Source organism: Flavobacterium pygoscelis (genome assembly GCF_023162025.1).
GTDB classification, from domain to species: Bacteria; Bacteroidota; Bacteroidia; order Flavobacteriales; family Flavobacteriaceae; genus Flavobacterium; species Flavobacterium pygoscelis.
Window position 1 is genome coordinate 299169 of the sequence record NZ_JALNUB010000001.1, and the last position, 13770, is coordinate 312938.

The following is a 13770-nucleotide window of genomic DNA, read 5'->3' on the forward strand; positions in this document are numbered from 1 at the left end:
AAAGGGAAACACACAACTAAAAAACACACAAAATGAGAATTTTACTATTGGGTTCAGGAGGTAGAGAACATGCTTTTGCATGGAAAATGATTCAAAGTCCACTTTGCGAGACTCTTTTTGTAGCACCCGGAAATGCTGGAACTGCTACAATAGCCACAAATGTTGCTTTGAATCCTACAGATTTTGATGCTATTAAATCATTTGTGATCCAAGAAAAGGTAGCTATGGTCGTAGTAGGTCCTGAAGATCCTTTAGTAAAAGGGATTTATGATTTCTTTTTGAATGATGCTGCCTTAAAACACATTCCAGTAATTGGTCCCTCTAAATTAGGTGCGCAATTAGAAGGAAGTAAAGAATTTGCAAAGGAATTTTTAATCAGACATAATATTCCAACAGCTGCTTACGATAGTTTTACTGCTGAAACGGTAGAAAAAGGATGTGAATTTCTAGAAACATTGCAACCGCCTTATGTATTAAAAGCAGATGGATTAGCAGCAGGAAAAGGAGTTTTGATCATTCAAGATTTAGCTGAAGCCAAAGAGGAATTAACAAATATGCTCGTGCACCAAAAATTTGGTAATGCGAGCTCAAAAGTGGTAATTGAAGAATTTCTAGACGGAATAGAACTGAGCTGTTTTGTTTTGACAGACGGAAAAAATTATAAAATTCTACCTACTGCTAAAGATTACAAGCGCATAGGCGAAGGCGATACAGGATTGAATACAGGCGGAATGGGAGCCGTTTCTCCAGTTCCTTATGTTGATGCTGTTTTGATGGAAAAGATTGAAACACGCATCGTAAAACCAACAATTGATGGTTTTAAAAAAGATGGTATTCCGTATAAAGGTTTTGTTTTTATCGGATTAATCAATGTTAATAACGAACCTATTGTGATCGAGTATAACGTGAGAATGGGTGATCCAGAAACAGAAGTAGTGATTCCGAGATTGAAAACCGATTTAGTCGAGTTATTTTTGGCTGTAGCCAATGAAAAGCTGGATGAGATTACACTAGAAGTAGACGAAAGAAGTGCCACTACAATTATGGTTGTTTCTGGAGGTTATCCAGAGGATTTTGAAAAAGGAAAAGTAATTTCGGGATTAGAAACCATCCAAGATTCAATTGTTTTTCACGCAGGAACCAAATTAGATAACGGAAATGTTGTTTCTAATGGAGGAAGAGTTTTAGCAATTACATCTTACGGAAATAATTTTGAAGAGGCCATAAAAAAATCTTACCAAAATATAGATAAACTAAATTTTGATAAGATGTATTTTAGAAAAGATATTGGAAACGATTTAAAATAGTTTCGAGCTATCGTTCACTGTTTGTTTAAATCTTATTTAAAGAAAGAGTGAGCGGTAGTATCTTGCTTTTCAGTACCTGCATCTTCAAACATTTTTAATTGTTTGATCCAATATACCATTGCAGCCGCACAAATAATCATGAAAATCCAGTTAATTGTATTTGCTGCAAACCAAGATCTTAACTCTAATGAGCGTAAAAAATCTTGAGGAGCAAATAAGATGTCTACAAATAAGTATTGTATTGCTTCGAAAAATGCTTTCATAATGTATAAAATTAATTTTAGTAGTTGTTTTTTGTGATAGGACGAGTTAAAAAGGGACTTTTTAGGAATCTTTTCAGACTAGCAGGGCTTACTTTTTAAACAAGTCTTATATTTACCGACACAAAAGTATAAAATATCCGTATGATAACAAGTGTTTTTAGAAAATCTACACCATTAAATTTTTTATTTGTTGGAATTTTAATGTTGTTCTTCTTTTTAATATTTCAATTTCAAGATTTGTCATGGACAAAATCTATTTTTTCAATACTAACAAAGATAGGATTGTTTTGTCTTTTGTTGGCTTCTTTATTCGTATCCAATTTCATAGCAAAGCGAAATGTACTTACCAAGGACAGTACCTTTACGATCTTTTTTTCCTTTCTGTTTCTGCTTTTCTTTCCATCGGTATTTAGCAATACGAATCTAATTATTGCTAATTTTTTTATTCTGCTTGCCTTACGAAGATTACTTTCTTTACAATCGCTAAAAGCCTCTAAGGAAAAAATATTTGATGCCTCTTTTTGGATCTTTATGGCCTCCTTATTCTATTTTTGGAGTGTTCTATTTATAATTTTAGTTTTTATATCGATCATTTTTCATGTTTCCAGAGATTATAGAAACTGGATACTGCCATTTATTGCTTTTTTTATAGTCGGAACATTATACTCCCTCTATGTTACTCTTTTTAATCTAAGCGGATTTGATTATTTTATTAAAACCGTACATACCAATTTTGAAATATCCTATTTTACTAATAATTACCAAAACGCGGCATTTTCTATATACGCTACAATTGCGCTGTTTTTCTTAGTATCAATGTTTTCAACAATGTCTAACAAACCTCAAGTTTCTCATACCTCTTTCAAAAAAATAATAGCATCTTTTTTCATCGGAGTTATAATTTTCTTGGTTGCACCAGAGAAAAGCAATGACTTGTTAATTTTTACCATTGCTCCTTTGGCCATTATGACCACCAGTCATATAGAAATGCCACAACTTAGATTGAATCAGGAAATAGTGTTGTATGTACTTATTATTTGTAGTGTTTTTGCTTTCTTTAGTCAGTTATAATTTCGGACCATACGCTAAATCACCAGCATCTCCTAACCCAGGAACGATATAATTTTTAGCATCTAGACTATCGTCTAAAGTAGCAATCCAAAGATGACAATTTTCTGGTAAATGATCTTCTAAATGGGCAATACCTTCAGGGGTTGCAATCACAACAGCAATATGAATTTCCTTTGGATTTCCTCTTTCCATTAATTTATTATAAACCGCAATTATAGATTGACCAGTTGCTAACATTGGGTCAAGTAATAATACATTCTTTTTATTGATGTCTGCTACGGCTTGATAATCGACTTTAATTTCAAAATAATCATCGTTGTTTGGATGATGTCTGAAAGCCGAAATAAAACCATTTTCGGCACTGTCAAAATAATTTAGAAAACCTTGGTGCAAAGGCAAACCAGCCCGTAGTATAGAACATAAAACTATTGGGTCATTAATTTCGGTAGTCTTTTTTATACCAAGTGGGGTTTGGATTTCCACGTTTTTATAACTTAGTTCTTTGCTTAATTCATACGACATGATTTCACCAATTCGCTCAATATTTCTTCGAAAACGCATGCTGTCCTTATGAACATCAACATTTCTAATTTGTCCTAAAAAATGGTTCAGGATACTATTGTTTTCTGATAAAATATGAATTTGCATGATTTATTTTTTGATATTAAACTTCTACAGTTTTTGTTAAACCATAAAAGTATAAAAAGTATCTTTGTAATTATTAAATATAAAAATATGTTTTCAAAATTAGCTTATTCCGTATTCGAACAAAGTATTAAGGATTATCATCAATTTGATAATGTAGATCAACCCATCAACAATCCGTTTCCAAAAGATAAATTTGAACATTTGTTGTATCATAAAAACTGGATTGATACCGTACAATGGCATTTTGAAGATATTATTAGAGATCCAAACATTGATCCCGTTGCAGCTTTGACTCTAAAAAGAAGAATTGATGCTTCTAATCAAGAACGTACCGATATGGTAGAATATATTGATAGTTATTTTTTACAAAAATACAGCACGGTAGTCATCAAAGACAATGCAAAAATCAACTCTGAAAGTCCGGCTTGGGCTTTTGATAGATTGTCTATTTTGGCGCTTAAAATTTATCATATGAATGAAGAGGCGACTCGCGCAGAAGCTTCTCAAGACCACAGAGACAAATGTCAAGTAAAACTGAATATTTTGTTAGAGCAAAGAACTGATTTATCAACAGCTATCGATGATTTATTGACTGATATCGAAAAAGGTGATAAATTCATGAAAGTGTACAAGCAAATGAAAATGTACAATGACGACGACTTAAATCCTGTTTTGTACCAAAATAAGAAGTAATTTCAGGAGCTTTTTCCAGCTTTCCATTACAATTCCTCACAAAAAAAGTACCGTTTCTATGGTCCTAAAAAGAGCTTCCGCTAGTCGCTTTTTTAGAACCAGAAACGTTACTTTTTTTGTTCCGGGATTTTCATTTCAATCTGGGCTAAGATCCCAAGAATAAATATTTATACTTGTCCAAAAACACCAAACATATCGCTGTCATGAGACTTTCCGCAATGGGAGATGTGGCTATGACGGTTCCTGTTTTACGCGCTTTTGTAAAACAATATCCATCGGTTCAAGTCACCGTAATTTCGCGACCTTTCTTCAAGCCTTTTTTTGACGGAATTCCTAATGTTTCCTTTTTTGCTTTCGACGAAAAAGAAAGGCACAAAGGTTTTTTGGGATTACTTCGATTATTTCAAGATGTAAGAGCGCTTCACGTTGACGCTTTTGCTGATTTGCACAATGTATTGCGTTCTCAAATTATCCGAAATCTTTTTCTAGTAACAGGAAAAAAAGTAGCTGCGGTAGATAAAGGTCGTGCTGGTAAAAAAGAATTAACGCGCGCCGACAACAAAGTATTACAGCAATTACCAACCATGTTCGAAAGGCATGCTGAGGTTTTTAAAACACTTGGTTATCCAATAGATTTATCTCTTGAGCTAGAATTTCCCCAAAAAACGGTCTTAAGTGCAGAAATTACAGACTTAATTGGCGAAAATTATCAAAAATTAATCGGAATAGCTCCTTTTGCACAATACGATTCTAAAGTGTATCCTTTGGATTTAATGAAAGAAGTTATCGCAAAATTGTCCGAAAATAAAGAGCATACTATTTTACTTTTTGGCGGTGGAAAAAAAGAAATCGAAATTTTAGATTCACTTGCCACTCCTTTTAAAAATGTAATAAATGTAGCGGGAAAAATTAAATTTCAACAGGAATTAAAACTGATCAGTAATCTAGATGTAATGCTTTCTATGGATTCTGGTAATGCTCATATTGCAGCAATGCTTGGTGTAAAAGTAGTAACACTTTGGGGTGCAACACATCCTTTTGCTGGTTTTTCACCATTTAATCAACCCATAGAAAATGCTTTGGTTTCAGATAGAGAAAAGTATCCTATGTTACCAACATCAGTTTATGGCAATAAAAAAGTAGAAGGATATGATGAGGTAATGCGAACTATTTTGCCAGAGAGTGTAGTTTTTCGTATTCAGTCGTTACTGTAGTTTTTAAACTATTATGCAGGCAATTTAATTTGGCTTACAGCCAAATTCCATTTTCTCTACATCTAACCTGCAAATATCGTTTTAAATTAGAAATAGATACTTCAAAATCAGGAGATTCTAAACCAAAGCGTATCGATTCTTTTTGTTGTTTTTCGGTTTCTTCACACGCTTTTACAATTTCTTTGAGCATGTCCAGCATTATCAATTGCTTGTTTTCGTTTTGCTGAAATTTTAAATCGACTAATTCGTCTTGCAACTTTTCACAGTAGTCTAAAAGTTGTTCGACTTCTGTTTCTTCCATAAGATTAGGTTTTTTTTTAAAAATTTCCCGTAGTTTTTTCATTTGGTTTGAAATAAAAAATTCCAAAGCCCAATGATTAATACCACTTCATCTTTTGAATATACTGTAAAAGTCTGCTGATTTTTTTTGTCCGGTTGAGCGCAGTCGAAACCCTTTTTACAAGTTATTTATAATCTCGACTGCGCTCGATTTGACAAGAGACAAAACAGTAAATTTAAAACACAATTGGTATAAGTTGGGTTTGGAATTTTAAATTAGTAGTTATTTATCGATTAAACATCATCATAATCAATATAAATGCTTTCTGATGTGGGATGCGCTTGACAGGTAAGGATCAATCCGCTAGCAATTTCTTTATCGGTAAGAATGGAATTTTTACTCATTTCGGCAGTTCCAGAGGTAACACGAGCCAGACAGCTGCTACAAATTCCGCCTTGGCAAGAATAAGGTGCGTCGATTCCTTGTTTTAATGCCGCATCCAAAACGGTTTGTTTCTGAGACATTTCAAAAGTAGTTTCCTCATCATCAACCATAATGGTGATTTTAGAGTGTCCGCTTAAGGATTTTTCTATAGTGTTTTCTACGATAGAAGCTGCGAATAATTCAAATTTTATAGCAGTATCCTTTACGTTGTGTTCTTTTAAAACATCAGAAACTAGATTGATCATAGGCTCAGGACCACACAAGTAGAACTTATCAAATTCGAGTTCCTTGTGCTTGTTTTTCAAAACAAAGTTCACTGCTGCTTTCTCAATTCTACCAAATAATGCATTGTCTGTTTTGGCTTGACTGAATACATAATGTACAAAAAGACGACCTACATATTGCAATTGCAAATCGTGTAATTCTTGATGAAAAATCGTTTCCTCGGGAGATTTGTTGCCATAAACCAGTACAAAAGAGCTTTTAGATTCGTTTTTCAATACTGATTTCAATATCGACATTACGGGTGTTATTCCGCTTCCTGCAACAAAAGCAACATAATTTTTTTGTCGTTCTGCTTGTGGTTCAAAAGTAAATTTTCCTTCAGGAGTTCCTACTTCAATGGCGTCACCGGCTTTTAGTTTTGTATTGGCAAATTGAGAAAATGCACCATCTTTTACCGCTTTGACTGCAATGCGAAGTTCGCCACTGTCGGGTGATGAACAAATAGAATAGGCACGGCGAATTTCTTGACCATCTAGCGTTAGTTTCAAATTTAGGTATTGACCTGCAATGAATTTGTAATTTGATTTTAGCTCTTCCGGTACGTTAAAAAGTATAGAAACGGCATCTTTAGTTTCGCGTTTTACTTCTTTTATAATTAGTTTTAAAAAGGATGACATGAGATTTTTTTTTGACAAAGATAATAAACAGATTAGGTTTCTTAAATCAAAGTGTTTGAAAATTTATAATAGCGGAAAACTAGTGGATATTTTTTGACACGAATGACACGAATCATATTTTTTTTAAAAATTTAATGTTCCGAATTTTAGCTTTCTAAAAAGTATTAAAATGAGAAATAGTTTTTATTAGTGTTAATTAGGCTATTTTTTGTTTTAATTTTTAGTTAAATGATCCGTTTACTTTAAAAATTATATACCTAATAGTATTATGTATAAGATTCTTATGTATATTTGTTTTTAGAAATTATAAAAAAATGAAAAACTCACAATTATATAAGGGAAGTTTAAATACGATCATCATGAAGTTGCTGGAGGAAAACGGCAAGATGTATGGTTATGAAATTACTCAAAAAGTAAAAGCAATTACATCCGGTGAACTTAACATTACCGAAGGCGCTTTATATCCTGCTTTACATAAATTGGAAGCCGAAGGAATTCTAGATGTAGAGATGGAAAAAGTAGACAATAGAATGCGCAAATATTATAAACTTACTGAAAAAGGAACTACCGAAACCGTAAACCGACTTTCAGAATTGGAAGATTTTATTAGAAACATGCAGAGTTTAGTAAACCCAAGTCCAAAATTAGAATTTTAATCTTAAGGAGATGCAGTTAACCGCCGAACAAATAGAGTGTATAGACCAGACTTTAAATGAAAAAGGGATAAAATTTGACGATATAAAACTTGAAGTTTTAGATCATATTGCTAGTGAAATTGAAAATGAAATGGAAGTTACTAACAATGAATTTCCTGTAGTTTACAATCAGGTTCTTAATAAATGGGGTGAGGAGTTCAAATTGACAAGAGATTTTTTTTCATTGCAATCAACATATCCTAAACTAGTTCATAGTAAATTAAAAAATCAGATGAAAAAGGAAGTTATTATATCAATAATAACATCAATCATATTGATTATTATTTTTCAATTGGTCGATAACACAAAGGAAAAATTAGAATATATTCTTCTGATTAAAGATTTCTTGTTTTACGCCTTTTGCACAACGGGAGCTTTAGCACTTTTAATCAAATTTTGGAATTTGAAGTCTAAAGCTACTTCTACATACAAGCATTTGTTTGATAGTCGCTTTACAATTCTTATTATTTTCTTATCAATCATTGTTAATCCAAGCATTCCTCATGATTTAAGGAATCAAAACTTATTTGTAGCAACAATAGGTTGTTTTTTTGTGTTTTTGTTTTCGATATTATATTTGGGAGTGAAGCATTTACAATTTCAAAGAAAATTACCAATTCAATAAATTATGCAATTAACAGCCGAACAAATAAAATACGTCTCAGATTACATTGAATCCAAAGATATCAAATGGTATGAGTTACAAGTAGAATTAACGGATCACATGGTTTCTAGCATGGAGGAAATTTGGGAGAAAGATCCTGAACTCACTTTTCATCAAGTAAAACAATATGCTGAGAATAAGTTTACTGGGGACTCTAGTTTTAAATCTATTGAAAAGTAACAAACAAAGGTTCTTAGAAAAGAATATAACAAAGCGCAATGGAAAATGATTGCAGCGTATTTAAAATTCCCTAAAATCATAAGTAGTATTTTATTGCTTGCTTTGACATTTAAAATTTCTTTGTATTTTGAAGAGCCAAGAAAGTTTGTAGCAGTATTATTTCTTTTTTTACTTTTTGCAGCTATACTTATGTTATATACTTATTTGAAGAGTAGAAAAATAGATGGTAATCGCTTTTTGGAAATTGAGATAATTAATCCAATTCCAATAATTTTTGGTGGTTTTATTAATTTAGGACTTAATTTAGCAAATGTTTTTAAAGAAGAAATTGATGAATATCCTTTAGTACTTTTTCTCTTTTGTTGTTTGTGGGCATTAACGGTTTTATGCGTAATAACTGGAATCCAATTGCAAAATAAAACAATCAAAAGGATTAAAAAACAATACGAACTAAATTAGCATTATTAATTCACTATTATTTCATGCTAAGGAACGAAGCATCGCCATAAAATATGTAATCATCTTTAAAATAAAAAACATGATAGAATTTTATTAGTCAAACCAAATACTTTGTCATGCTGAGGAACGAAGCATCACCACTAATTTTGAAATCATCTTTAAAATAAATGATATGATAGAATTTCAAGAAGGGTATCATACTTATTATGTTTATATTCTGACCAATAAAGCGAAAACAGTTTTGTACACTGGCGTTACTAATAATTTAAAAACGCGATTACAGCAGCACAAAGAATCCTTGAATCCCAATTCGTTTACAGCTAAATATAACGTTCATTATTTATTGTATTTCGAAAAATTCACATGGATACAAATAGCAATTGCTAAAGAAAAAGAAATTAAGGGATGGAAGAAAGACAAGAAAATCACACTAATAAAAACAATTAATCCTGACCTGAATTTTCTTAATGACTTGTTTGAATAGTAGGAAGAGATGCTTCGTTCCTCAGCATGACAAATAAGGTAGAAAATTGTATTTACTGAAATGTAATTTCAAAAGAATATTTTAAAAAATTAAAAAACATCATTACTTATTTTAGATTTTATAAAATGAAACTAACCAAAGACCAAATCCAATTAATAAATGAATCCTTAATTTCAAAGGATGTAATTTATGAAGATGTAAAATTAGAATTGATTGATCATATTGCGTCAGAGATTGAATTAGAACGAGAATCTACTTTTGAAGAAGCCTTTGCAAAGAGTTTAAAAAAGTGGGAATCACTGTTGAAACAAACAAAAAGTTTTGGATGGGGAATTGTTGGACCAAAAATAATTGTCGACAGATATGTTGCTGCGGGATCAAAAATTTTTAAATCGAGTTTATTTTCAACTCTTTTTTTTAGCATTTTGATGACAACGATTACAATAATGTATCCGCAAGAATACGTTTATACTATTTTGAAATCCTTTTTATCGTCAATATATATTTTATCTTGTACGGTCATACTAACCATTATGTTTTTTGTTTGGAAATTAAAATCTAAAACGGTTTATGGATTCTTTTTTCTAAAAAGTTCCTGTTTGCTACCGTATAATTTTTATATGATTTACACACTTTTAAATGGAAATTATCGCCATTATCACAGAGGCAGTTTGTTTAGCAATTTTATGGAGTGGTCTGTTACTAGTTTTTTCTTTTTTATAAGTGTCTATTTAATTGCGCTTGCAGCAGAGCATTTTAGAATAATAAAAAAATACAAACTAATTTAAAACATGAACTTAACCAACCAACAAATAACCCAAATAAATGAAATTTTAGTTTTGAATGGTCTTGATTACGAAGATTTAAAACTAGAAGTTACGGATCATATTGCTTCAGAAATTGAAGTTTTGATGGAGGAAAATACACTTTCATTTGAGGATAATTTAAAGACTATTTTTGAGAAATGGAAGCCAGAATTACAGCCGTCGTTTTCTGGATTAGTTGGCTTTACCAATCCCAGAATAATGACAAATAAATGCCATAAATTATTAAGAAAACAACTTTTAAATTTTATTTCAATATCTTTTTTGATGGCAATAATATCAGTACTATTTTTTAGAAATTCAAACAATACTAGTTTATTAATAAATATTCAAGCAGTTTTAAAACCGTTTATTCTAATAGAGCTTTGCTTGGTACTTTCAGCTTTATTTTTTGTCTGGAAATCAAGACATCAAACGACTTACAGTTATTTAATGAAGAAAAAAAGTATAAATCTCATCATTTTTCTTTTTTTGCTTGGCATTGGTGTATTTCCAGTACGGTTAAATCATGCTGATATTAAAATTGCTTTTATATCTATTTTTTTTGCAATAAGTTACACGGTGTATACGGGAATTTATCTGCAACTTGTCTATAAACATTTTCAATTCGAGAAAAAACTATCAATTTCTAATTCATGAAACTAACCACTTCACAAATAGACCAACTTTTCACTTTTACTCAACAGCATTATGTGGAATATTATGATTTGCAATCAGAACTAGTCGATCATTTGGCTAATGCTATTGAAATCCAATGGCAGGAAAATCCCAATCGTTCTTTTGAAGAAGCTTTACATATTGAGTTCAAGAAGTTTGGCGTTTTTGGTTTTATGGATGTTGTGGAAAAAAGACAAGTAGCACTTGGAAAAAAATACAACGGTTTGGTTTGGCAACATTTTAAAGATTTTTTTGGTATCCCAAAGATTGTCTTAACTATTGCAATGACTTTATTGCTTTTTACTTTCATAAAATTAAGTTTATATAAAGTATGTATTCTAGTTGGTTTTTATATCCTCTTATTAGGCTTTACATTTTATGAAATGTTTAAAAACCGAAAAACAAGAAAGGAAAAAAAGAAATTAAATGAGAAAAAGTGGCTGTTCGAAGAGATTATCAATCAATATGGCACTTTTTCTGCAACAATAATACTGCCTCTTAATTTGTTGTTTCAATTAATCAATCTTGGTGATAACTTTTTAACGAACGACTATTGGATATTAGGAATTAGTTTTCTTTTTGTATTATTTAGTTTGTTACTTTTTATCGTATTCAAAATTATTCCTGCCAAGGCGTCTTTTTATTTACAAGAAACCTATCCTGAATATAAATTAGAAAAACTGTAACGTTTTCTTACTTTCTCTTACCTACTAAAAAAACTAAACAACCAAACTATGATTCAAAAATTCCTTTATCTCGAATGGAAAGCATTTTTTAGATCGGCTTCCTTCGCTACCAACTTAGCTTTGAAAATCCTAATTGGTTTTCTTGCCGCCTATTTTATCTTACTATTTTTAGGAATGGGTATTGGGGTTTTCTATATCCTCAAGAAAATGAACATGGACCCAATCACAACAGTGAATAAATTCATGATTTATTATGTAGTAATGGATTTACTCGTTCGAATATTGGTGCAGAAAATTCCAGTAATGAACATTCGTCCCATGCTAATTTTTCCTATAAAAAAAGCTACGATTGTTCATTTCTCATTAGGAAAAACAATTTTATCATTTTTTAACTTAGTTCATGGTTTTTTCTTACTTCCATTCAGTATTGTTTTAATGATCGAAGGATATGATGTTGTGCATGTACTATTATGGTTTACTGGTATTTATTCTTTATTGTACATCAACAACTTTATTAATATTATACTAAGCAATAAGGATAATTTATTTGGAATTTTCCTTGTATTCACGACTGTATTAGCGGGTTTACAGTATTATGGATTATTTAATATTACGGATTATACAGCACCTCTATTTAATGCTATTTTCAACACGTATTGGGCTTTTGCAATTCCAGTTATCGCTTTAATAGTTTTGTATTACTTGACTTTTATCTATTTTAAAAATAACTTATATCTAGATGCAGGACTTACAAATAAGCATGATGTTGCTAAAACAGAAAATTTAACTTGGTTAAATCAATTTGGAACTATTGGTACCTTCTTGAAAAATGACATTAAATTAATAAAAAGGAACAAAAGATCGAAGACTACTGTCGGGTTAAGTGTTATGTTTCTTTTTTATGGACTTCTGTTTTTCTCTACCACTGCTTTTTATGGACCAGTAATGCATATTTTTGCCGGAATCTTTGTTTCTGGAGGCTTTCTAATCACTTTTGGACAATTTGTACCCAGTTGGGATAGTGCCTATTACCAATTAATGATGACACAAAATATTCCGTATAAAGAATATTTGAGTTCTAAATGGTGGTTGATGGTTATTGCTACTATACTAACCACTATTGTTGCGTCATTTTATCTTTATTTTGGTTGGGAAACGTATTTAGTCATTATCGTAGGTGCTATTTATAACATTGGCGTTAATTCGCATTTAGTTTTATTAGGTGGAGCTTATACTAAAACGCCAATTGATTTGAGTTCTGGAAAAGGCGCTTTTGGAGATAAAAAAGCGTTTAATATTAAAACCATGCTAATCTCTGTTCCACAATTAGGTTTGCCTGTTTTACTCTATTGGTTAGGTTTAAAATATGCCACTCCTAACGTAGCATTAGCTTTAGTGGCTAGCGCAGGAGTAATTGGTTTTGCTCTTAAAAATAAAGCTTTTTCTTTGATTGAAAGAGTCTATAAATCAGAGAAATATGCAACAATAGCCGCTTACAAACAAAAAGGATAACGGTACTATTCATCAAACTATTCATCAAATTAATTTTTTATAAAATGATACAAGTAAACAATCTTTCAAAAACATATAACGGAACAACCGTACTTAAAATAGATTCTTTAGAAATTAAAAAAGGCGAAAGCTTTGGTCTTGTGGGAAATAATGGAGCAGGAAAAACTACTTTTTTTAGCCTTTTATTGGATTTAATCCAACCTTCAACAGGTCATGTAATAAACAACGGAGTTGAGGTAAATACTAGTGAAGCTTGGAAACCTTTTACGGCTTCTTTTCTAGACGAGAGTTTCTTGATTGGTTATTTAACTCCAGAGGAATATTTTTATTTCATAGGCGATTTACGCGGACAAAATAAAGCGGATGTTGATGCTTTACTAGCAAAACATGAGGAATTTTTTAATGGAGAAATTCTTAAAAACAAAAAATATTTACGTGACTTGTCAAAAGGGAATCAGAAGAAAGTGGGAATCATTGCTACATTAATTGGAAATCCAGAGGTAATTATTCTTGATGAGCCTTTTGCTAATTTAGATCCAACAACGCAATTTCGATTAAAAAAAATCATCAAAGATCTCGCTGATAATCCTAATGTGACGGTATTGGTTTCCAGCCACGACTTACTGCATACCGTTGAGGTTAGTAACCGAATCGTTGCGATGCACAAAGGCGAAGTAGTCAAAGACATTCAAACTTCTGAGGAAACATTGAAGGAGCTTGAACTGTTCTTTGCTGTATAGTAAAAAATTAGAGAACCGCTACTTTATAGATTGCAAATGCTTAATAA

18 protein-coding genes are annotated in these 13770 nt (G+C 31.3%); 14 read left to right on the plus strand and 4 right to left on the minus strand.

Going from position 1 to position 13770, the window contains the following annotated elements; genetic code table 11:
* Window positions 1-32: 32 nt before the first annotated feature.
* Window positions 33-1307, plus strand: a complete 1275-nt coding sequence (gene purD, locus MW871_RS01235; RefSeq protein ID WP_248427286.1) for a phosphoribosylamine--glycine ligase — start codon at window positions 33-35, stop codon at window positions 1305-1307.
* A gap of 32 nt (window positions 1308-1339) precedes the next feature.
* On the opposite strand, the gene MW871_RS01240 is transcribed toward purD, so the two are convergent.
* On the minus strand, window positions 1340-1570 hold the full coding sequence (locus MW871_RS01240; protein ID WP_188049291.1) for a DUF6341 family protein: 231 nt from the start codon (window positions 1568-1570) through the stop codon (window positions 1340-1342).
* A 141-nt stretch (window positions 1571-1711) separates the two neighbouring features.
* Between MW871_RS01240 and MW871_RS01245 the strand changes: the two genes are divergently transcribed.
* Window positions 1712-2641, plus strand: a complete 930-nt coding sequence (locus MW871_RS01245; protein WP_188049292.1) for a DUF6427 family protein — start codon at window positions 1712-1714, stop codon at window positions 2639-2641.
* On the opposite strand, the gene upp is transcribed toward MW871_RS01245, so the two are convergent.
* Window positions 2636-3289 (minus strand): uracil phosphoribosyltransferase, encoded by a 654-nt coding sequence (gene upp / locus MW871_RS01250; RefSeq protein ID WP_248427287.1) that lies wholly within the window; start codon window positions 3287-3289, stop codon window positions 2636-2638. The genes MW871_RS01245 and upp overlap by 6 nt on opposite strands.
* 87 nt (window positions 3290-3376) lie before the next feature.
* On the opposite strand from upp, the gene MW871_RS01255 reads away from it, so the two are divergent.
* Both MW871_RS01255 and MW871_RS01260 read left to right on the plus strand, forming a co-directional pair.
* Entirely contained in the window at window positions 3377-3982 is a 606-nt protein-coding gene (locus MW871_RS01255) for a DUF4254 domain-containing protein (protein WP_188049294.1), read from the plus strand.
* Between the two features lie 203 nt (window positions 3983-4185).
* A complete protein-coding gene (locus MW871_RS01260; protein WP_248427288.1) occupies window positions 4186-5196 on the plus strand; it encodes a glycosyltransferase family 9 protein in 1011 nt (336 codons plus the stop codon).
* Window positions 5197-5230: 34 nt separating this feature from the next.
* On the opposite strand, the gene MW871_RS01265 is transcribed toward MW871_RS01260, so the two are convergent.
* Complete coding sequence (locus MW871_RS01265) at window positions 5231-5497, minus strand: hypothetical protein (RefSeq protein WP_248427289.1); 267 nt, start codon at window positions 5495-5497, stop codon at window positions 5231-5233.
* A 272-nt stretch (window positions 5498-5769) separates the two neighbouring features.
* Window positions 5770-6822, minus strand: coding sequence for a ferredoxin--NADP reductase (locus MW871_RS01270; protein ID WP_248427290.1), 1053 nt, complete (start codon window positions 6820-6822; stop codon window positions 5770-5772).
* Between the two features lie 314 nt (window positions 6823-7136).
* Here MW871_RS01270 and MW871_RS01275 point away from each other — a divergent pair, with 314 nt between their 5' ends.
* The 10 genes from MW871_RS01275 (at window position 7137) to MW871_RS01320 (ending at window position 13723) form a co-directional block, all read left to right on the plus strand.
* Window positions 7137-7478, plus strand: a complete 342-nt coding sequence (locus MW871_RS01275; RefSeq protein ID WP_072989747.1) for a PadR family transcriptional regulator — start codon at window positions 7137-7139, stop codon at window positions 7476-7478.
* A gap of 10 nt (window positions 7479-7488) precedes the next feature.
* Window positions 7489-8142 (plus strand): hypothetical protein, encoded by a 654-nt coding sequence (locus MW871_RS01280; RefSeq protein WP_248427291.1) that lies wholly within the window; start codon window positions 7489-7491, stop codon window positions 8140-8142.
* Between the two features lie 3 nt (window positions 8143-8145).
* The gene (locus MW871_RS01285; protein ID WP_248427292.1) at window positions 8146-8361 is read left to right on the plus strand and encodes a hypothetical protein; all 216 of its coding nucleotides are present in this window, start codon (window positions 8146-8148) and stop codon (window positions 8359-8361) included.
* A gap of 45 nt (window positions 8362-8406) precedes the next feature.
* Window positions 8407-8820 (plus strand): hypothetical protein, encoded by a 414-nt coding sequence (locus MW871_RS01290; RefSeq protein WP_248427293.1) that lies wholly within the window; start codon window positions 8407-8409, stop codon window positions 8818-8820.
* 172 nt (window positions 8821-8992) lie between these two features.
* On the plus strand, window positions 8993-9304 hold the full coding sequence (locus MW871_RS01295) for a GIY-YIG nuclease family protein (protein WP_248427294.1): 312 nt from the start codon (window positions 8993-8995) through the stop codon (window positions 9302-9304).
* Between the two features lie 125 nt (window positions 9305-9429).
* Complete coding sequence (locus MW871_RS01300) at window positions 9430-10092, plus strand: hypothetical protein (protein ID WP_248427295.1); 663 nt, start codon at window positions 9430-9432, stop codon at window positions 10090-10092.
* Window positions 10093-10095: 3 nt separating this feature from the next.
* Window positions 10096-10767 carry a hypothetical protein gene (locus MW871_RS01305; RefSeq protein WP_248427296.1) on the plus strand — a complete coding sequence of 224 codons (672 nt, stop codon included), beginning with the start codon at window positions 10096-10098 and terminating at the stop codon, window positions 10765-10767.
* A complete protein-coding gene (locus MW871_RS01310) occupies window positions 10764-11471 on the plus strand; it encodes a cupredoxin domain-containing protein (protein WP_248427297.1) in 708 nt (235 codons plus the stop codon). Before MW871_RS01305 ends, MW871_RS01310 begins: the two co-directional genes overlap by 4 nt.
* A gap of 48 nt (window positions 11472-11519) precedes the next feature.
* The gene (locus MW871_RS01315; protein ID WP_248427298.1) at window positions 11520-12983 is read left to right on the plus strand and encodes a DUF5687 family protein; all 1464 of its coding nucleotides are present in this window, start codon (window positions 11520-11522) and stop codon (window positions 12981-12983) included.
* Window positions 12984-13027: 44 nt separating this feature from the next.
* Entirely contained in the window at window positions 13028-13723 is a 696-nt protein-coding gene (locus MW871_RS01320; RefSeq protein WP_210645236.1) for an ABC transporter ATP-binding protein, read from the plus strand.
* Window positions 13724-13770 lie beyond the last annotated feature (47 nt).